This window comes from Blautia aquisgranensis (genome assembly GCF_040096615.1).
GTDB classification, from domain to species: domain Bacteria; phylum Bacillota; class Clostridia; order Lachnospirales; family Lachnospiraceae; genus Blautia_A; species Blautia_A aquisgranensis.
This window is the reverse complement of the sequence record NZ_JBBMEJ010000003.1, coordinates 49,021-68,196: the sequence shown is the minus strand read 5'-3', so window position 1 is coordinate 68,196 and position 19,176 is coordinate 49,021. Positions and strand designations below refer to the sequence as shown.

At 43.0% G+C, this 19,176-nt stretch carries 19 protein-coding genes and 1 pseudogene; 2 read left to right on the top strand and 18 right to left on the bottom strand.

The genetic code is table 11. The annotated features are described in order from the left end of the window. Nucleotides 1–23 precede the first annotated feature (23 nt). Nucleotides 24–1,640, bottom strand: coding sequence for a mannitol dehydrogenase family protein (locus tag WMO28_RS03805; RefSeq protein ID WP_349056122.1), 1,617 nt, complete (start codon nucleotides 1,638–1,640; stop codon nucleotides 24–26). Between the two features lie 297 nt (nucleotides 1,641–1,937). Here WMO28_RS03805 and WMO28_RS03800 point away from each other — a divergent pair, with 297 nt between their 5' ends. Then, entirely contained in the window at nucleotides 1,938–3,071 is a 1,134-nt protein-coding gene (locus WMO28_RS03800) for an ROK family transcriptional regulator (protein ID WP_349056121.1), read from the top strand. Between the two features lie 88 nt (nucleotides 3,072–3,159). On the opposite strand, the gene udk is transcribed toward WMO28_RS03800, so the two are convergent. From udk to rsxC, 6 genes are all read right to left on the bottom strand, one after another. Continuing rightward, nucleotides 3,160–3,780 (bottom strand): uridine kinase, encoded by a 621-nt coding sequence (gene udk, locus WMO28_RS03795; RefSeq protein WP_178645517.1) that lies wholly within the window; start codon nucleotides 3,778–3,780, stop codon nucleotides 3,160–3,162. A gap of 6 nt (nucleotides 3,781–3,786) precedes the next feature. Continuing rightward, nucleotides 3,787–4,707, bottom strand: a complete 921-nt coding sequence (locus tag WMO28_RS03790; protein WP_349056120.1) for a PfkB family carbohydrate kinase — start codon at nucleotides 4,705–4,707, stop codon at nucleotides 3,787–3,789. A 14-nt stretch (nucleotides 4,708–4,721) separates the two neighbouring features. Continuing rightward, entirely contained in the window at nucleotides 4,722–5,372 is a 651-nt protein-coding gene (locus WMO28_RS03785; RefSeq protein ID WP_349056119.1) for a BMP family ABC transporter substrate-binding protein, read from the bottom strand. Nucleotides 5,373–5,732: 360 nt separating this feature from the next. Continuing rightward, nucleotides 5,733–6,611 (bottom strand): methylenetetrahydrofolate reductase, encoded by an 879-nt coding sequence (locus WMO28_RS03780; RefSeq protein WP_349056118.1) that lies wholly within the window; start codon nucleotides 6,609–6,611, stop codon nucleotides 5,733–5,735. 47 nt (nucleotides 6,612–6,658) lie between these two features. Then, entirely contained in the window at nucleotides 6,659–7,279 is a 621-nt protein-coding gene (locus WMO28_RS03775; RefSeq protein ID WP_178642806.1) for a methylenetetrahydrofolate reductase C-terminal domain-containing protein, read from the bottom strand. 1 nt (nucleotide 7,280) lies between these two features. Continuing rightward, nucleotides 7,281–9,245 carry an electron transport complex subunit RsxC gene (gene rsxC / locus WMO28_RS03770; protein ID WP_178644640.1) on the bottom strand — a complete coding sequence of 655 codons (1,965 nt, stop codon included), beginning with the start codon at nucleotides 9,243–9,245 and terminating at the stop codon, nucleotides 7,281–7,283. A gap of 386 nt (nucleotides 9,246–9,631) precedes the next feature. Here rsxC and WMO28_RS03765 point away from each other — a divergent pair, with 386 nt between their 5' ends. Further along, entirely contained in the window at nucleotides 9,632–10,288 is a 657-nt protein-coding gene (locus tag WMO28_RS03765) for a DUF1638 domain-containing protein (protein WP_349056117.1), read from the top strand. 20 nt (nucleotides 10,289–10,308) lie between these two features. Here WMO28_RS03765 and WMO28_RS03760 read toward each other — a convergent pair whose 3' ends face one another. The 11 genes and pseudogenes from WMO28_RS03760 to WMO28_RS03715 form a co-directional block, all read right to left on the bottom strand. Continuing rightward, nucleotides 10,309–10,530 (bottom strand): hypothetical protein, encoded by a 222-nt coding sequence (locus tag WMO28_RS03760; protein ID WP_349056116.1) that lies wholly within the window; start codon nucleotides 10,528–10,530, stop codon nucleotides 10,309–10,311. Nucleotides 10,531–10,574: 44 nt separating this feature from the next. After that, nucleotides 10,575–10,886: pseudogene (locus tag WMO28_RS03755) on the bottom strand (KilA-N domain-containing protein); the annotation flags it as partial. Between the two features lie 56 nt (nucleotides 10,887–10,942). Next, nucleotides 10,943–11,149, bottom strand: a complete 207-nt coding sequence (locus WMO28_RS03750; RefSeq protein ID WP_349056114.1) for a helix-turn-helix domain-containing protein — start codon at nucleotides 11,147–11,149, stop codon at nucleotides 10,943–10,945. A gap of 210 nt (nucleotides 11,150–11,359) precedes the next feature. Continuing rightward, nucleotides 11,360–11,689, bottom strand: a complete 330-nt coding sequence (locus WMO28_RS03745) for a helix-turn-helix domain-containing protein (RefSeq protein ID WP_016289755.1) — start codon at nucleotides 11,687–11,689, stop codon at nucleotides 11,360–11,362. Beyond that, nucleotides 11,679–11,852, bottom strand: a complete 174-nt coding sequence (locus tag WMO28_RS17205; RefSeq protein WP_494337481.1) for a DUF2290 domain-containing protein — start codon at nucleotides 11,850–11,852, stop codon at nucleotides 11,679–11,681. Before WMO28_RS17205 ends, WMO28_RS03745 begins: the two co-directional genes overlap by 11 nt. 288 nt (nucleotides 11,853–12,140) lie before the next feature. After that, complete coding sequence (locus tag WMO28_RS03740; RefSeq protein ID WP_178643848.1) at nucleotides 12,141–13,877, bottom strand: leucine-rich repeat protein; 1,737 nt, start codon at nucleotides 13,875–13,877, stop codon at nucleotides 12,141–12,143. A 70-nt stretch (nucleotides 13,878–13,947) separates the two neighbouring features. Then, nucleotides 13,948–14,472 (bottom strand): hypothetical protein, encoded by a 525-nt coding sequence (locus tag WMO28_RS03735; RefSeq protein WP_349056113.1) that lies wholly within the window; start codon nucleotides 14,470–14,472, stop codon nucleotides 13,948–13,950. A gap of 58 nt (nucleotides 14,473–14,530) precedes the next feature. Further along, entirely contained in the window at nucleotides 14,531–15,382 is an 852-nt protein-coding gene (locus tag WMO28_RS03730) for a hypothetical protein (RefSeq protein ID WP_349056112.1), read from the bottom strand. Nucleotides 15,383–15,470: 88 nt separating this feature from the next. Beyond that, nucleotides 15,471–16,097: a response regulator gene (locus WMO28_RS03725; RefSeq protein ID WP_349056111.1), complete on the bottom strand. Its 627-nt coding sequence runs from the start codon at nucleotides 16,095–16,097 to the stop codon at nucleotides 15,471–15,473. Then, entirely contained in the window at nucleotides 16,045–17,430 is a 1,386-nt protein-coding gene (locus tag WMO28_RS03720) for a sensor histidine kinase (protein ID WP_349056110.1), read from the bottom strand. Before WMO28_RS03720 ends, WMO28_RS03725 begins: the two co-directional genes overlap by 53 nt. Then, on the bottom strand, nucleotides 17,385–19,052 hold the full coding sequence (locus WMO28_RS03715) for a histidine kinase N-terminal 7TM domain-containing protein (protein WP_349056109.1): 1,668 nt from the start codon (nucleotides 19,050–19,052) through the stop codon (nucleotides 17,385–17,387). The genes WMO28_RS03720 and WMO28_RS03715 overlap by 46 nt, the downstream gene beginning before the upstream one ends. Nucleotides 19,053–19,176 lie beyond the last annotated feature (124 nt).

The window sequence follows — 19,176 nt, the reverse complement described above, 5'->3', positions numbered from 1 at the left end:
AAACTGTTTTCGTAACCCTGGTTTTATTTTACATATTTATGAATAGTTGCCTTTACAGCTCCGGGTCCTGCGATCATCTCACGGAACATATCCTCGATCTTCTCTCCGACACCATCTTTATAAAGGTCTGTGAAGAACAGTCTCTCATTGGAAAGGATCGGCTTCAGCTGATCCTTGAAGGTTTCCGGTTTTCCGATCACGATATCGCCAAGCTGCTCTGTGATCTCCTCGTTCATCGGGTCCGGTGCAAGCTCAAATTTATTTCCTTCATCATCTACAGCCAGCATGTATCTCAGCCATCCCGCGATTCCAAGAGGGATTGCTGTCAGTCTGGAAGCATCTCCAAATTTCTTCACATATGCTTTTACAGTCTCACCGAAACGGATACCTACCATCTGGGACACATCTACAGCCAGACGAAGGTTGGTATCTCCAAGATACTCATTCGGGAAACGGTCATTGAAAAGCTCATCCACAAATGCCTGTGGGGAAAGAATTCCAGGATCTGCAACTACCGGAAGTCCCTCGTCATAAGCAACCATACGTGCCATTTTCATCATATCTTCGTTGGTGTTCAGCATATGTGCAAAGAGATCATATCCAAGTACCACACCAAGAGGGCCGGTTGCAGAATGTACTGGATTCAGGCATACGGTTACTTTCATTCTCTCGGAAAGATTGACGGTATTTCTGTCTGCCATGTATACGCCGAAGCCCTTTTCCAGAGCAGGGCGTCCGTTAGGGAAGCTGTCCTCAATAACAAGATACTGTGGCTTCTCAGCATTAACAAATGGTGCTATGTATGTTTTCTTTCCTGTGATCACCGGCTGCATGTCTTCAACTCCAAGCTTCTCAAGGTCTGCTGCGATCTGCTCGCTTGGACGAGGTGTGATCTTGTCGATCATGGTCCACGGGAATGCAACCACCTTCTCATCCGTTACATAATCTACGAAGCCATCATCTACAAAGCCTGCTTTATGCCACTCCTCTGTCATTGTCAGCACGGACTCACGGAGCTTGGCACCGTTCTGTGAGCAGTTATCCATAGATACCAGAGCGATCGGATATTTTCCTGCTTTATATCTTTCATTCAGCATAGCCACAAGAACTGCCATTGCTCCTGTTGCCTTATCCGGACCGTTTTTAATATCTGCTTCCACAAACGGGAACCAGGTTCCGTCTGCTTTCTGAAGTGCATAGCCCTTCTCTGTAATAGTAAAAGAAACCATTTGCAGTGACTTGCTTGCAAAGATCTCTTTCAGGCGGTTCCACTGTGCCGGATCTGAGGATTGTGCCTTCACTGCCTCTGCAAGTGCTCCGAGTACTTTATATTCACGTGTTCCGTCTCCGTGAAGGATCACGTTCAGTCCCAGATTGTCATATGGCTCATAGATCTTATCTACTACATCATAGTCAAAAGTCTCCACGCAGGTAATGCCGCGGTCCAGAACGCCTTCCTCCAGAAGTCCGTCTGCGATCCCGCCAATAAATACACGGAAAATATTTCCGATTCCGAAGTGTACCCAGCCCGGTTCTCTTCTTGCCTTCTCGGAAACTGCTTCCACGTCATATCCCGGAAGATCGATTCCTGCTTTTTCCCATGCTTCATGTTCTTTGATTCCGTTTCTTGTTAATTTCATTTTGAAACCTCCCTGTTTTTCGCTTTTCACTTTAATATTATAGTTGCGTCTTTGACTTATGTTTATGTCTTAACTGTAAGTAGAGTATATAACTTTCATTTTTAAAAATCCATTGACAGAAGCTCTAATTTTTTAAATCTTTTTTTGTACACTTTTACTTGTTTCCACCCTGTCCTGTATTTAGAAAGTGCTGTCATTGCATTTTCAGACTTTTTCATATAAAATACAATTTAGACTTAATCATATCTTTTAACACTATTAAAGAATCATATTTGTTAACAGAATCGGGAGAATTTTATGAGCGAAAAAGGATTAACCACTATCACTTTAAAGAAAATAAACCGTTCCAAGGTTTATCAATATATTTACAGAAACAGGCAGACTTCCAAAATGCAGATCGTACAGGATCTTCAGATGGGACTTTCCACTGTAAGCCAGAATCTAAATCTCCTCGAAAAAGAAGGGCTGATTGACCGTAACGGATATTTTGATTCCACAGGCGGGCGGAAGGCTCAGGCTATACAGATCGTCGCAGATTTCCGCATTTCCATCGGAATCGGAATCCTGAAAAACATGTTCCATATCACAGCTATTGATCTGTATGGAAATGCTTTTTACACAGATACTATTCCGTTGCCATATTCCAATACAGAGGATTACTATAAAAAGCTTACGGATAAAATCCGCGGATTTATCGCAGAACATCATTACGACGAGCAGAAGATCCTCGGCATTTCCATCGCCACTCAGGGAATCACCTCACCGGATAACTCCACGGTGATCTATGGAAATATCATGAACAATACCGGCATGTGCCTGGAGGATTTTTCCCGTCATCTTCCTTATCCCTGCCATCTGGAGCACGATTCCAAGTCAGCAGCCTTCCTGGAGCTGTGGAATCATCCGGAGCTTGACAGTGCTGTGGTCTTTCTTCTGAACCGCAACCTGGGCGGTGCCATCATTACTGATCACAGGATCCATCAGGGCAGCTCCATGCACAGCGGAACTCTGGAGCATATGTGCATGGATCCGGATGGTCCTTTATGCTACTGCGGAAACCACGGCTGCCTGGAAACCTACTGTTCCGCCAATTCCCTGGAGCAGTCTGCTGGCATGCCTGTAAAAGAATTTTTTCCTCTTCTCCGCGAAAAAAAATCTCCCCGGCTTACCAGTCTCTGGGAAGATTATCTTAGGCATCTGGCCTTTGCCATGAGAAACCTGAACCTGATCGTGGACGCGCCGATCATTATCAGCGGATATCTGGCACCATATTTCACAGAAGAAGATATTAACCAGCTGCTGGAGCATATTAATTCTTCCTCGCCATTTCCGATTGGCAAATCGCAGATTCTGGTTGGCACACACGGACAGTATACCCCTGCGATCGGCGCTGCACTGTTTTATGTGGATCAGTTTATCCGAAGCGTTTAAAACAAAAAAACAACCGACACCAGATTTTTTCAGAGATCCTGTATTTTCTGATCTCTGAAATGCTTCTGTCTGTCGGTTGTTTTATTTTTTATTTCTTCAGTTCCTCAAGCAGCTGCTCGATCTTGGATACAAACAGATCAAACGCTACATTATTCTTACCGCTGTTGATCACAATATCTGCCTTGGCTCTTGTAGGCTCCACGTACAGATAATGCATCGGTTTCACCGTAGTCAGATACTGATCGATGATTCCGTTAAGGTCTCTTCCACGCTCCTCCACATCTCTGGAGATACGGCGCAGGATCCTCTCATCTGCATCAGCCTCCACATAAACCTTGATATCCAGAAGATCCCGGATCCTCTCATCTGCAAGAAGAAGGATTCCTTCTACCAGAATGACCGGGCGCGGCTCGATCTTTATTACCTTGTCTGAGCGGTTATGCTGACTGTAGTCATATACCGGGCATTCAATGGTTTTGCCTTCCTTCAGCTGCTTCAGCTGCTCCACCAGAAGATCTGTTTCCAGAGAATCCGGATGGTCATAATTTACCTTTACACGTTTTTCAAAAGGGATTCCATCCTGTCTGCGGTAGTAATTATCATGATAGATCACTACCACATCATCTCCGAAATGTTTCTTCAGTCTGTTTGTAAATGTAGATTTACCAGAGCCAGATCCTCCGGCAATTCCGATAATAATACTTTCCATCTTCTCTTACCTCGTAAGCCCGAACTCTTCCGGCATGAATCTCGGGCAGATATTCTCTGATGTACAGATTACAGTTGAAGAAAGTCTGGTGCCGATCGCGCAGGCTTCCCGTAAGGTTTTTCCGTATGTAAGCCCGATGCATACACCGGAGAAAAACGCATCTCCTGCTCCGGTGGTGTCAATGACGTCGACCTTCAGTGCCGGATAGACACCTTTATCACCATTCTCATCTACATACACAGCACCTTTATCACCCATGGTCACTACCATCTTTGAGATCGTTGCGGAACGGATACGCTCCAGAAGAATATCTGCAAGATCTTCCGGAGACACATTCTCATAGTCCTCTGAAAAAAGAATTCCCGCTTCCTGCTGATTGCATACAAAACACTCTGTTTTCCGCAGGAAATCTCTTCTCTCAATGGCAATACTCATATTGGAAACCAGGGCATAGACCTTTTTGTTGTATTTCTCAGCATAGGCAAATGTCTTTTTTACGATGTCCTTGTCCAGATCGATCTCGATTGCAACACTGTCCGCATCCTTAAAGATCTCGTCTCCGTGTTCATCCAGGATCTGCTCGATCCATTTGTGATCCGGTCTTTTTGAAATGGAACCAACTACATCTCCCTCATGGTCAAAAACTGCAAGCCATGTTCCCATTCCGTTTTCAACTTTTTTCATATACTGGGTATTTACCTTATGGCGGTCCAGCTTACGGATCACATCCTCGCCCATACTGTCATCATCTACGGCACTGACAAATGTAGGCTCCAGCTCCACGTTGGCGATATCCTCTACCACATTTCGTCCTACTCCGCCATGGATCTGAACCACAGTCCCTGCGTTTCGTCCATACGGAATATATGGCGATGTAGAATAGCCCTTGACATCAATAAAAACATCTCCGATCACTACAATTCCCATTACCTTTTCCTCCTTTATCTCTGTCCCTTATCATAAGGGATTCCTTCTGCCTTCGGTGCTCTTGATTTCTTGGAAGAAACAGCAAGCACAAGCAGAAAAATAATATACGGAAGCATCTTGTAAACATTGATTCCAACGGAATCTGCTGCTTGTGGATGCTCACCGCAGGCCATCAGGCGAAGTCCCAGACGAGTACGGTATAATACAATGTTCGCCGCGATCAGAAGTACGATCGTGATGATCATAAACCAGTTCACCTCAAAACCTGCGATCTTCACAATAGAAAACGCTTTTTTCTGGTGAATGTACTGAATCGTGGATGATACGTTGTTTGGATTCTCCGCCATATTGATGGCTTTGACAAATACGGTAGCTGCCGCTGCTCCGATATCTCCGGCATTCATATCCAGTGCAATAAATTTAACATCTGGATATTTAAAAGAAGTGTCCACGACTGTCTGCGCGAATACATAGCCCGGAAGTACAATAATGTTGTACCCTTCCGCAACTGCCACATCCACCATGGCTGTTCTGGCATAGTCTGTATCACCGTCCGTTTTCTTATACGTGAAGTCAATATTGTTGGCTTTACAGTAATCTCTGCACGCTTCATACGTTGTCTGATTAAATGACTGGTCTGTAATATCCGCAGCATCCGTGATCATACAAACTTTGTACTCAGAGCTTCCCGTATCTTCACTGGCTGAAGTCTTTCCTCCGTTATTTATTCTCTTATCCTTTTTACAGAAGTCCCGGAAATTACTGTACCCGTTTCTGCCGCTTCGGATGCAGTAATTTCTGAAACTGCTGCAGGACCATAGTATGTCCAGCATGAAAATCATAGCATAAATTTGTACTGTAGAGAAGTTTTTTCTTACAGCATTCTACATATTCTTACAAAAAAAAGAGCCTTCCGTTCTGAATGCAACTCCTGCATCCGTTTTCGGAAAGCTCTTTCCTGTTATTCCTGAATAATATTTCTGATAATTGATCCGACAATTGTTTCCCGTCAGAATTTTTTATGTTTAGATCTCAGCCTGTTTCAGCAGCTCCGGAATCTTGGACTCCCAGCCAAGTGCCATGATATGTACACCCTGACAGTATGGCTTGCACTCTTTGATGATGCGTGCTGCGATCTCAACACCTGTGATACCTGCTTTTGTTTTTTCCTTGTCTGCTTTCAGCTCTTCAATCATCTCATCCGGAACATGGATACCGGCAACGTTATTATTCATGAATTTTGCCATTCCTGCGGACTTCGGGATGATGATACCAACCTGTACAGGTTTTCCGAACTGTTTCGCTTTTTCCATAAATTTAATGAATTTCTCCGGCTCAAATACAGCCTGTGTCTGGAAGTAATCAGCACCTGCTGCAACCTTACGCTCCATCTTTGCAAGCTGTGCATCAACGGAATCGCTGCATGGAGATACTACTGCACCCTTGGAGAATTTCGGAGGCTCGCCCACAAGCTGATTGCCACCAAGATCTACACCAGACTCCAGAAGCTTCACTGTGTGAAGAAGAGATACGGAATCAAGGTCAAATACCGGTTTTGCCTGTGGATGATCACCCATCTTGGTATGGTCGCCTGTCAGGCAGAGGATATTCTCGATGCCCAGCATTGCTGCGCTTAAAAGGTCAGACTCCAGAGCAATACGGTTTCTGTCACGACATGCAAGCTGGAAGATCGGATCCATACCCGCATCCTTGAGAACCTTACACATTGCAAGAGAACCAAGACGCATAACAGAAGACTGGTTATCTGTTACGTTTACTGCATGAACACCCTTGAGATATGTTTTTGCCTCTTCTACCAGCTCATCTACATGGATTCCCTTTGGCGGTCCTACTTCTGCTGAAACTACGAATTCACCACGGTCGAATAATTCTTTCATCTTCATTATACATTGCTCCAATCATTTAAAATTTGAGATATGTTCACTCCGTTTTATTTCACTTCATCATCTGTTGCGAAATTATGGATCTGTGTCGGGCATTTCAGTGCGTCAAGACGTCCGATCTCTTTCAGTCGTCTGTAGATACGCTCCCAGCCGCATTCCATATCACTGTCCACTTCACATTTACCGTTCTTGGAACCGCCGCACTGGCCGTTGACAAGACTCTTGGAACATGCTGTGATCGGGCAGATTCCGCCGGTGAGGTTCAGATAGCACTCCCCACACTGGTCACATTTATACTCTAACGGTGTCACACCCTGGAAACCAGGTACCGGGTATGTATCGCAGGCTGCACAAACCATCTTATCTTCCAGATATTCAGCCACTGTCTGTACACCAACACCACAGGAGAATACCAGAACCAGATCTGCCGCCTGGATCTTATCCATGTGTTTCTGAAGACGTAACTGCATATTTTCAGGATTACAGATGTAATCCGTTGTCATGATCCCGGTCACATTTCCTTCAGCAGAAAGCTCTTTCTGAAGGCTGACAGCTTCTTTTTCCGGAAAACGAACTTCTTTGCATCCATGGCAGTTGATGATAAAAACTTTCTTTCCGGCTGTCAGTGATGTGATCGTTTCTTTTGCTTTTAACTGGGTAATCAACATATCACTTCATCCCCCTTACTGCATTTTTTCCGGCTTTGATACTGTTAATGATCGGAATCTTGGAAGAACAGATATACTGACAGCATCTGCACTCAACACAATCCATGATATTCATGTCTTTCATGCCCTGCCAGTTCTCTTCCTTCGCATATTTCACGAAATACAGAGGAGAAAGCTCCATCGGACAGACATCCACGCAGCGTCCACACTTGATACATGGCTGCTCTTTTGTCTCGTCTGTATCGATGGCAATGATACCGTTGGAGCCCTTCATCATCGGTACTTCCAGTGTATTCAGAGGGAATCCCATCATCGGACCGCCCATCTTGACCTGAACATCGTCATCTGTAAATCCACCACAGTAATCGATCAGCTCTTTTACGCTGGTACCGATCTTGATAATGAAGTTGCCAGGATTCTTGATCTTCTCACCTGTTACAGTTGCAACACGCTCAACCAGAGGCATGCCCTTCTGGATCGCATCGGAGATCGCTTTTACGGTACTGATATTATCTACAACAACGCCAACATCTGCCGGGAGACCGCCACTTGGAACCTTTCTGCCCATAACGCGTTTAATGAGGGTTTTCTCAGCACCCTGCGGGTATTTGGTTCTAGCAACAAAAACTTCCATGTTACCGATATTGGCAACTTTTTCCTGCATTAACTCAATCGCATCCGGCTTGTTGTCCTCAATAACAATGATACCCTTCCCGGCACCTGTTGTCTTAAGGATTGCTTTCAGACCGAAGATAATGTCATCTGCAAACTCAAGAAGAACTCTGTGGTCTGCTGTAAGAAGCGGCTCACACTCACATCCATTAAGGAGAATAGTGTCAACTGGTTTGGCCGGTTTCAGCTTAACACATGTCGGGAAACCAGCTCCGCCCATACCAACGATTCCTGCTTCACGAATGATATCAATGATATCGTCCGGTGTAAGGCTGTCAAGATCGCCATGTGGCTGTACGGATTCGTGCAGAGTATTTTTTCCGTCTGATTCAATAACAACAGCCATTACTTCGCTGCCTCTTGTGCCATGCATACGTGGCTCAACAGCAACTACGGTTCCGCTTACACTTGAGTGTACCGGTGCACTGATAAATCCGGCAGCTTCACCGATCTTCTGACCTACTTTAACGGTATCGCCAACCTGAACGATCGGATTCGCCGGTGCACCAAGATGCTGTGACATGGAGATCACAACTGTCTTCGGATCCGGGAATTTCTTCAGGGCAATGTGCTCACTGAATTCCTTACGCTCTGAAGGATGAACACCGCCATAGTATCCGTTCAGTCTGTCTTCTCTGATGGACTTCACATAATCATTGATTACCTTGAAGTTAACCTTGGAGTAGTCACGAACCTGTACGGGCTGATTGAGGAATTCCTCCAGACGGCCCTGCTTCGCCAGTCTCTGGTAGATTTTTTCCCAGGCACAGTCCTTGTTCGGGTCTACTTCACACTTGCCATTCTTAGCTCCGCCGCACTGTCCGTTGACAAGACTCTTGGAACAGTCGACGATAGGACAGACACCTCCGGTAACGTTCAGATAACACTGTGCACATGCATCACAGCTCTTCTTCGTAAGTGCCATGCCGTGATGGCCTCTGTAATTCAGGGTATTGCTTGCCGCAATGACCGGTTTGCCAGCCAGGTCTGCAACAGTCTGAATACCAAGACCGCAGGAAATCACTACTACATTCTCTGTACCTTCCGGAAGCAGATCCTGTAATTTTCTTTCTGTGTGCATCTTATTGCACAGGAAATCAAATTTCGCACTGCCTGTGATGGTTTTTCCCTGCTCTTTGGCGAATTTCAGGAACTCATCGCAATCCGGTTCGTCAACAGTCTCAAATTCCTTGAAACATTTGTTACAGGCAATCACGAACAGGTTGTCCTTGCCGCTCAGCACTGATGTAAGCTCATCACTGCTTTTCAGCTTGTACTTAGTATAGTTTTCCAATTGCTCACCTTCCTTATGATAAAGATTATATCCTTATGATTATCTGCCCTTATCCGTTCCCTCCTTCTCTGCACTCCAAAAAAAGGACCAATAAAACCAGATAAATAAGTTCTTACGTACTTCTCATTAAATGTACCACAAAATGGTGGCATTATCTAGTTTTATTGGCTAATTTTATAAATTTTTTCTATAATTTTTTCCGTTCCGTCTATGAATGTACTAATATTCGTACATCAACTGTTATGGAACATGTATTAGTTATATAAAACTTTTTTCCTGTTTTAATGTTGCTGTTCCTCTGTACTTTTTCTGTTGCTTTTTCAGACTGCTGCATTTACTATGTTATTATCTGTTACCACTTTTATATGATCGGAGGTTTTTCATTAATGAATCCTGTCATCCTTTCCTGTCAGACACTGACTGAATTTGTCCGACAGGCACAACTGGCCTGCCATACTGATTTTCCGATCGTTGAGCTCAATCGGGAATATCATTCGGATCCTGCAAAAATGCGAGTTCATATTTTAGAAACACTCTCTCTGCTGCCCGCAGACATTGATACTGTCCTTGTAGCTATGGGCTTCTGCGGCGGCTCCTGGCAGGATGTTTCCTGCTCACAGACTGTAGTCATCCCCAAAGTTGCCGACTGCGTTGCACTTGCCCTGATCACTCCGGAGCGATATGCACCGGATCTGAAAGAACCCGGTCATATGTATCTGTTTGGAAAAGATAACAGTGGCTTTTCCATCCACTCTATTTACGACAGTCTCCTGGAAAAATATGATAAAGAAATGGCAGATATTGTTTTCGATATGTATTTTGAGCATTACTATCATGTAGATATCATAGATAACGGTCTTTATGACTGTTACGATCTGGATTTCGTAAAAAAAGCCCAGAAGGATGCTGACCGGATCCATTCGGAACTGGATTTCGTTCCGGGCAGCAACATCCTTCTGGAAAAATTAGTGTCCGGTAAATGGGACTCCCAGTTTCTGGTCGTCCCACCCCGGACTAATATTACACAGGGAATTTTCTTCTGAGTGCAGACAGATTTCTCAAATCAAAAATTATTCAGTATACCTGTGGATTGCAGGAACAAGATCAGCATAATAACCGGCAATATATACTTGATCATAACCACATAGAGCCTCTTACGCCCGAAATGTTTTCCACCACGTTCCATCTCTTCTGCGATCCAGTCAGGTTTCATAACCCAGCCTATAAAAATGGCCGACAGCAATGCAATAAACGGCATCATAAAACTGTTGCTGATATAATCCATAATATCTAGCAGCTGTCCCGTACTTCCGTTGGGCAACATGACCTCAACCATTGAAGGTTTTCCCTGTAATTCATTTGAGGAAGCAAATATTTTTTTACAGCATCCGTCTGAATCAGATAATTATTTTTACTTAAGAAACGTTTTGCATCCCATTCCTTTTGTTCAGAGTTGTTTTCTTCTTCCTTTAACCGCTGAAATTCCTTTATCAGATATAACTTAAACACAGGACTGATTGCAGAGGCAAACTCAAAAGCAATATCTTTGTGTGCATATGTACCACCATATTTCCCACGTTTTACATATAATCCAATGGCATTTGTTTTATTGATCCATTCCGCTGCACTTAATACAAATGTAATCATCTAATTCCTGTTTCGAAATAGAAATCTGCACATTTTGTACTTCAATTACTTTATTCTTCATTCACACCTTCCTTTACGATAAGATTATCCATCTTTACCTTATATGCTAACAAACGTAATACATAATCCGGCATCTTTCTGGTTCCTCGTTCCCACTCTGTCACTGTTCTATACGGAATTTCAAAATATTCACAAAATTCTTTTCTGTTCATTCCGGTACTTTCTCGTAATTTCCTAATTTCATCTTTTGTTTCCATTTTCTTCCCCCTTGTATTTTACACATTGTGTATATATCGTAGCATATTTTTTCATTTGTTACAACATCTATCATCTTCATTTTGGTATACTCTCCGAAATACACAGGCTCCCCGAGGATGTCAAGTCATTGCTACAAAAAATATGCGGCTTTTTTGCCACGAAAATGGCTTAAAACCGAATATTTCTGTATAGAGGACGTTATATAATTGTCACAAAGTAGGTGGAGAGGATGTTACGTCATTGTCACACTCTGTATCATTATTATTTTTAGGTTTTAATGTAACTAAAATATCCAAATCCATCGCTGTTGCTAATTTTACCAACATCTCTAATGTTGGATTATATTCCCCACTTTCGAATCTTGATATATTTGTTCTCGAAATTCCTGCTCTCTCTGCCACCTCTGCTTGAGTTAATCCTTTTAACTTTCTTAAATATGTATATTCTCTAACCAATGATTTTCTGACGTTATTTTGTATATATTCTATATTGATTCCACTTTTATAAAACTGGCTATCTTCTTTTTTCTTAACACACAATTTTAGTCAAACCTTCTACATATTCGTAATTATCATCAACCTCAAAAGATATATAATCATTGGGGTCCAAATAAATCTTGCAATCAGGATAAAAATTATTAAATATCAGTTTTATAAATGAATTAAAGCACATTGGTTTTTCAATAAATATTCTACATTCCATTCCGTGTAGTTATTGGGCTTCAATTTGAGCTGCAATCTTACCCTCATGCATGACCTCATATGAGATTTCTGTTCGTCAGACCAGAGATTTGCCCGTGAGTTAGTATGTTCCTCACATCCAGCTTCCTTCAGATTCCATCTCTCGATGGACACCCTTGCCTTCGGCTATATCCTTCCCACTACCGGGCGGATTCGGGATTTTAACCCGTTAGAAACGTGCGCCGCTAGGCGCACACATAAAAATAGCGGCAACACTGCCGCTATTTTTGATTGAGCACATCTGATAAATCTACTGTTCTTTTTCCATCTTTGGACTTGCCGAAAAACAGTCATCCGGTATTTTCGTCAGACTTTCCGGCATATCTACCTGCTCCAGATTATCACAGAAGGAAGCAAATGCTGACGGTAATTCCGTTATCCCTTCACCCAATGTGATCTTTTTGATTTTTGATCCGGAAAAGGTTCCGAATCCTTCGAAAATACATTCCTTTCCAAAGACAGCTTCCTCAAATCCAGTGTCCATGAAGCAACAGCCGTTTACTGTTGAACCATCTCCTATATGTATGTATCCCCCGGCTCCTGCCCCACTGAAAGCGGAATCCCAAAGATAATTTTCACTGGCAGGCAGTTCCACATCTCTCAAGGCTACACAATCTCTGAATGCAGATCCGTCAATTTCTACTGCCTGATTACCGAAAACCACAGTTTCCAGACTGGTACAGCCTGAAAAAGCATAGCCTCCAATCCAGGTCAGAGAATCCGAAAGTGTTATTTTTTTCAGACCGGTGCAGCCCTCAAATGCTGAAACGTCAATATAGCGCATTCCTTCCGGAACTTCAACAGAAGTAATCTTTGTATTATCCTTAAATGCCAGTCTAGCAACACCATTCATTACCGTGTCTTCAATGCTGGAAGGCAGAACAAGCTCCGTTCCTTCTCCTGTATAACCACTCAGCTCCTCATAGCCATTTTTCTCATAGCCGCCATTATCCTGCTGTTCCTCCTCAAGCTGTTCCAGGTCAATCTCCAGACTTTCCAGCAATGTTTTCATCTCTTCCCTGTCCAGGAATTTCCAGAGTTCTTCTTCCAGACAATCAGGAATGCTCACCAGTATGCTTAAAATATACTGATCTGTCAGATCTCTGTAAAGAGTAATGTCTCCTTCCTCCCTGCGGCATGCCACATAGTAATGGCTTTCTCCCACATCTGTTTCTTTTATTTCTCCGTCTGCCTTTCTTTCTGCATTTTTCTTTGCATCCGGGAAGTGGACGATCTGAATATTCAGGTTACCCTCATAAGCGCAATGAATCTTTCCATTCACAAAGAACTCTGCATATTCTCTGCCCTGCCACCGGGTTGGCAGTTTCACGGAAATTCCTTTGGCAGTCACCTCTTCATACTCAATTCCTTCCTGGAATTTTATTCCCTTCATCACAGTCTGTATCAGCTTATCTTCCATCACAGTATAGATATCATCAAAACGCTCTGTTGTTTTTACTTCAATCTTCAGACCATCCCAGTTTCCTACATAATGATCCTCATATTTCAGAATTGCAGCATATTCTCCGCTTCCCAGATATACTGCTGTCTGATCCGGTCCGTTTTTAGCTTCATCCAGATTAGAGCTGAATACAATTGCATTCATACCGCTGATGGTGGTTTCTTCTGTTTTTACCTGCTTTGCGCCTCCTTCACGGGCATTCTGTGCATATTCAAGCTCCGTAATGCGATTAGAAAGCTGTCCCGCTGTTATGGGAGCAAGTGTCATTGTCCATTTCCCATCTGGATCTGTAAATTCCAGATAGCTCTCTTTTTCTGTCGGTTCTTCTGCTTCATAGGGAAGAGTAACCGTAAATTTCCCCTCCACATAATCATATTCTTTATACTCCGGCAGCGGTGTGGGTGTTGCCGTAGGTGCAGGAGTTGCTGTGGGCGCTGCTTCTTCAGGCTTTTTCTCACCACATGCACACAAAAGACAAACACACAAAAATACAATCGGAAGCATCACTCTTTTTAAACTTTTCATAGCTTTCTCCTTTCTGAATCCTTTCTTTAGTTACATAACCATTTTCCTCCTCTCACTCATAGAGCTTTTATCATGAGTTAAGGCGCTGTCCGCAATATTCACAATTGCTCAGACGTCCTTTTATTACCTGATTTTTTGCACCGCAGCTGGCACAGGTAACTGTAATATAAATCTTTTCATTTACACGTCTGTTTGGTGCAGTAATCATAATATAATTTCCTTCTCTGTCTATCTGGATATTCCGGATATATCCCCTGGCAATAAATTTTTCCAGATTTTTTACTGCACCTTTTCCCAGCTCCTGTTCAAGTTTTTCAAATGAGACCGTATTCTGGGCATAAGATTCAAACCAGCAGGCAATTTCCCTGGATTTTTTCTTCCGTAATGCTTTCTGAACTTCCCTGAAAGTCGGATATAAAAATAACAGACAGAGCAGAATCTCTGTTGCTGCCATTCCCCAGCGTCCTTCACCAATATACTTCTCCGATGCACCAATGGCTCCCAGGGATAAAAGTATGCAGAAGCCACAAAGAACCCACTTCAGTTTCCCCAACACCCCTGCTTTTTTATTTTTTTCTGTCAAAAAATCATTCATGTCTGTTTCCTCTTTCTCTGATTAATCAAAATTCTATAATATGTTGGTGAAGCTTCTGTCAGCCTGCCCCCAGCAGAATCCATGCATCACCTGACGGATCATAATAATAAACCACATTGTCTCCTACTGCATAATAATGTTCTTTTGTAAAATGATCCTCGTGATCCGTTCCCAGAACAAATACCGGACAATTTCTTCCTTCAATGTACTCCTCAGTACCTGTATACCACAGAGCCATCCCAAGACCAAGGTAATAGCTGACTTCATCTGTTTCTGAAAGCTGTTCTCTGGCAATCCTGATATCCAGTTCCGAATCATACCCGGGATCACACTCATCCCAATTATAATATATGGAGAAATCATAGCAGTGGGTTTCTGCTGCAAGATGTCCATCCTTTAACGACACCATCGGATGGTATTGCACACTCATATTCTGCTTCTGTACAGAAACCATCACATTGGAATGAATCTCACTCACATTGCAGCGCAGGATAATGATTTCATTCTCCTGCCCCGTATAGTATGGGGCATTCAGATCGTCCAGATATTCCCCTTCTTCCGTAGGCTGAGCCGGATAAACGCTGACCCTGCAATCATCCCCCGGGACAATGGCATAAATTTCATATCCCCCTGCATCAACCACTGTTCCATCCTGTAAAAAAGGATAAGCAGCTGACACTTCTCCCTGTCTGGTATATTCAAGTATCTCTGCTGCCTCTGCACCTTCATAGGTATATCCCAGAAATGCCATTCCGGCCTGACATTCATTTTCCCTGATAATGTCCTGCAGAATTGCCAGATTCTCATCTGCCCCAGGTGCTCTGGCAAATACTTCTCTCATACCTGCGCCATGAATACCAACAGAAAACAGTACCGCACAAACACATACAGCAACCGAATATTTTTTCATACTCTCATCTCCCTTCTTGTCAAACAGATATTTACACTACACTTCGCTTTCTGCTCATAACAGAATAACTTCGCAGTTTATCAGCTTGCTATTTTAACGTAGTTACGATTAGCTTACTTTCCAGTGCAGCCGCTATCAGATCTTCTTTACAGCTGTATCCTGCCCTGGCGATCATTTCCTGAAAATTCCATCTCACCCCGGAGGTAGAACATTTCATTTCTCTTGCAATCTCTGAATATGACATTCCACGGATATACAGGCGAAGCATCTCAAGCTGTCTGGGACTGATATCACCGCTTGTGATCCAGTTAAGCTCCACCTTCGGCGTCATATCCGGAAATACATGCTCACCATTTAAGGTTCTGTGGATCACACTCCGTATTTCCTCTTCCCCATGATCCTTATACCAGAGACTGTCTGCACATCCACTCCTGGCCCGCTCCAGCACCTTGGGATCGATCAGGGAAGTAACGATCAATACCTTTGTATATGGATACTTCTCCCTGATCTCTTTTCCGGCACTGAGCCCATCATGATTATGAAACGTCTGCACATCCATGATCACAAGATCAATTGCCGAATAACCACAGATTTTTACAGCTTCACGTGCATCTGACACTGTCTGGACATGTCGGAATTCCGGCTCCTGCATAATAATATATTCAAAATACTTCTGCATGATCTTCTGATCTTCTACTATCAGTATCCGTACCATCGAATCCCATCCTTTCTGTCAACGGCATTTTCAATATCAGACAAAACTCAGGAAAAAAAGAAACCTGCATCCTGCATTTTCCTGATTCAGCGGCCTTTCTCAGCGCAGATAAACCACCGCCTTCTTCCGCATTTTTGTCAGGCACCTCTCCATCATTGGTAATCTGAATATTATATTCATCTGCATTTTTGTCTATCTTCACCCAAACAGTACTGCCATGGGCATGTCTGGCACAGTTTGTCACACATTCACGGATTGCCCTGTCTGTCAGCAGCCTGTAAGATGGATGCATGGGAAAGTTCCCACTGATCTGAACTGAAATTCCAAGCTCTTCTGCATGTCTGATCGTATCCTCATATACTTCTTCCATACTCTCAACAGCAGAACCGGTAAGAATATAAACCAGATGTTTCAATACAGACAACTGTTTATCCATTTTATCCGGATCTTCTTTCCTTTCCAATATTCTGCGTATTGACAGAAGGCTTCGTCCAAAATTGTCATGAACCTGCATTTTCATGACAAGCGTCTCCTGCTCTCTGATTTTATCTCCGATTTTTTCGTACATTTCCTCCAGCTTATGATTCAGGATTTCCAGCTTTTCATTGTTTGCCCTGATTTTTTCACCATTGTAATAAATTTCTGATACATTAACTGCCACTGTCTGCAGATATCCTGCACAATCCGGCTCCTGCAGACTATATTCCTGAAACATCCAGACGGAACCATCAGGAAAATAAAACACATTACTGTCTTTACTCAATCTGCAAAGACCTTCCGATTCAAGTTCCCCACTCATTGCTTTCCTTAATACCTCATAATCCTGCAAATAAGAACCTGTCATGATTCTGCTCAGTTCCTGCATCTTGGTATTACACAAAACAATCCTTCCAAGAGGATCCGAAAAGCAGACCCCACAAGGAACATCATTCACAGCTTCATTCACGGACCAGTAAGACAGAGAATGATAATATCTGCGTCTCTCGCTCCGGATTGACCAGCAAAGATAAAGCAATAATCCTATAACCACCGTCATTAAAACACTGACCGGATACCCCTGAAGCATTGGCTGATAGGAACTTTCTCCCAGGCAATATCTGTGATCATTCATCAGAGCACCCATGAACATAAAAGAAACAATAAAGACAGCCACTGCCGTTACGATTTTCTTTTTCCCGGAAAAGCAGGTGATTCTTACCAGCAGGAGAATTAATTCCAGAATCATGCAGATTTCAAGAAGAATCATCAGAACATTCTGTATTGCCATACTGCATTCCACAAAACTGATCATCTTCCGCCTCTCTTTCTGAAGACGATACATCTGATAAACCATTCGTTTTCATCTTCCTGCTGCACTTTTAATTCCGGCCTTTCCGACATGAATCCACGCAGATCCGCCTCTGATACAATATGAACTGAAATCCGCAGAGTATCATCAATCTGCGACACACGGTAAAAAACAGACTGCATGGTATCAACCAATCGTTCCACAAGCCATTCAAAGGTGTCATAGCATTTTAGTATATCATCTGCATTCATCTGCACATCCACATTTTCCACGTAGTAAGCAGCCCGAATCCTGCATAATTTTAAGCTGTCACAGGATTCCGCCAGGCTTTGTCTGAGATCTTCCATTGTAAGCAGATTTCCATCTGATGCATATTGTGTCAGCACCAGATTCTTTCTCCGCTTCAAATACGTACCAACAACTACAATTTTACCGAGAATCCGATCATATTGTTCCCTTGATTCTGTCCGTTCCAGCTCATTCATAAACTGTGACAGCAATTCCAGCTGACCAGCAGTCTGATTCTGTATCATATTTAACAGACGGTTCTGTTCTTCTGTCTTTCTACGCTCAGCCTCTTTCTGATAAGCTTTCTGTAACAGACGGTTTCTGGCAGTCAGTTCCTCCTGCTGTTCCCGAATATCCTGATACTGATCCAGCAGTACCGAAATATCCTCTGACCAAAACAAATGTCCTCCCCTTATAGGAATATGATTGATCCGGATTCCCTGTTCCTGTACTGATGATCTATCGATTATGATTCTACGCAGTTCAGACGACAGCTCTGGGAAATCGCCGGAATGATAATAGCGCTGAAAAGAATGATCCGTAATCTCTGCATCCAGTCCTCCGGAAGTCTGGAATAATTCAAAATATCGATTATTGGTCTGTATCAATCCACATAATATACAACCCTGAAAAATTGCCGCCATTAAAAGACAGCACACTGCCGTCATATCCCCTGCAATGATTTTGATGAAAGGCAGGCGGAGTATATTTCCGATATTCCACCCCAGAAGCAATATTCCCGGAATTACCGGCAGCCAGAACTGTTTCTTTCCCGGAATTTTGCTTTTTCTGATCAGAATGATTTCCATCCCTGTCAGACAGATCAAGATCCATCCCTGAATCACCATAAAAACAATACCATAGCTGTAATCTTTATCCGAAAATGGGGGCTGTTTGGAAAAACGAAATACCATCTGATGCAAATCATTTGTAAGAACACTTACGATCAATATCGCTGCCACGGTCAATAAAATTATAACCTTTCTGACCGTTTTCTCTTCCTCCTTTTCGCCCAAAAACATTGCTGCTGCCAAACCCAGAACCGGAATCAGGATCATGGGAATATAATATAGATACCAGCAGATATGTTCTCCAAGAGGATCATGAAAAATATGAAATTTTACTGTCCGCACAAAGAACCAGAATACCATCAGACAGCCAATTGCAGTCAGGCATCTGCGCGTTTTTTTATGTACTACATGCTTTCCAAGATAAATCACCCAGGCACAGTACATTCCCAGATAAATACAGCTACGACACTGATCTGCCAGATTTCTCATAAAAACATTTTCCGTTCTCACCTGCCTGCAGAAATAAGCCAGCAACACACTTATCAGAATCACTCCATATGACAGAGTCCTCTTTTTGTTGTATGTCATGAAAATTCCTCTTTCACCGGAGCGTGTTTGAAAAATGCTTTACGCAAGATGTGCGTCACAATTTGCAGGAATGATTTTTCAAATACGCCCTAATCTATTTTTGTAATAATTATACTATAAAGCA

Bases quoted from the DNA above. Each gene is read 5' to 3' on its own strand.
- WMO28_RS03775 (WP_178642806.1), bottom strand. From the start codon at position 7,279: ATGTTGATTACCCAGTTAAAAGCAAAAGAAACGATCACATCACTGACA.
- WMO28_RS03720 (WP_349056110.1), bottom strand. From the start codon at position 17,430: ATGGTTTATCAGATGTATCGTCTTCAGAAAGAGAGGCGGAAGATGATC.
- WMO28_RS03750 (WP_349056114.1), bottom strand. From the start codon at position 11,149: ATGGAAACAAAAGATGAAATTAGGAAATTACGAGAAAGTACCGGAATG.
- WMO28_RS03725 (WP_349056111.1), bottom strand. From the start codon at position 16,097: ATGGTACGGATACTGATAGTAGAAGATCAGAAGATCATGCAGAAGTAT.
- WMO28_RS03730 (WP_349056112.1), bottom strand. From the start codon at position 15,382: ATGAAAAAATATTCGGTTGCTGTATGTGTTTGTGCGGTACTGTTTTCT.
- udk (WP_178645517.1), bottom strand. From the start codon at position 3,780: ATGGAAAGTATTATTATCGGAATTGCCGGAGGATCTGGCTCTGGTAAA.
- WMO28_RS03760 (WP_349056116.1), bottom strand. From the start codon at position 10,530: ATGGATTATATCAGCAACAGTTTTATGATGCCGTTTATTGCATTGCTG.
- WMO28_RS03740 (WP_178643848.1), bottom strand. From the start codon at position 13,877: ATGAAAAGTTTAAAAAGAGTGATGCTTCCGATTGTATTTTTGTGTGTT.
- WMO28_RS03790 (WP_349056120.1), bottom strand. From the start codon at position 4,707: ATGGGAATTGTAGTGATCGGAGATGTTTTTATTGATGTCAAGGGCTAT.
- WMO28_RS03785 (WP_349056119.1), bottom strand. From the start codon at position 5,372: ATGATCACGGATGCTGCGGATATTACAGACCAGTCATTTAATCAGACA.
- WMO28_RS03715 (WP_349056109.1), bottom strand. From the start codon at position 19,052: ATGACATACAACAAAAAGAGGACTCTGTCATATGGAGTGATTCTGATA.
- WMO28_RS17205 (WP_494337481.1), bottom strand. From the start codon at position 11,852: ATGGAATGTAGAATATTTATTGAAAAACCAATGTGCTTTAATTCATTT.
- WMO28_RS03735 (WP_349056113.1), bottom strand. From the start codon at position 14,472: ATGAATGATTTTTTGACAGAAAAAAATAAAAAAGCAGGGGTGTTGGGG.
- WMO28_RS03780 (WP_349056118.1), bottom strand. From the start codon at position 6,611: ATGAAGATGAAAGAATTATTCGACCGTGGTGAATTCGTAGTTTCAGCA.
- WMO28_RS03800 (WP_349056121.1), top strand. From the start codon at position 1,938: ATGAGCGAAAAAGGATTAACCACTATCACTTTAAAGAAAATAAACCGT.
- WMO28_RS03805 (WP_349056122.1), bottom strand. From the start codon at position 1,640: ATGAAATTAACAAGAAACGGAATCAAAGAACATGAAGCATGGGAAAAA.
- WMO28_RS03765 (WP_349056117.1), top strand. From the start codon at position 9,632: ATGAATCCTGTCATCCTTTCCTGTCAGACACTGACTGAATTTGTCCGA.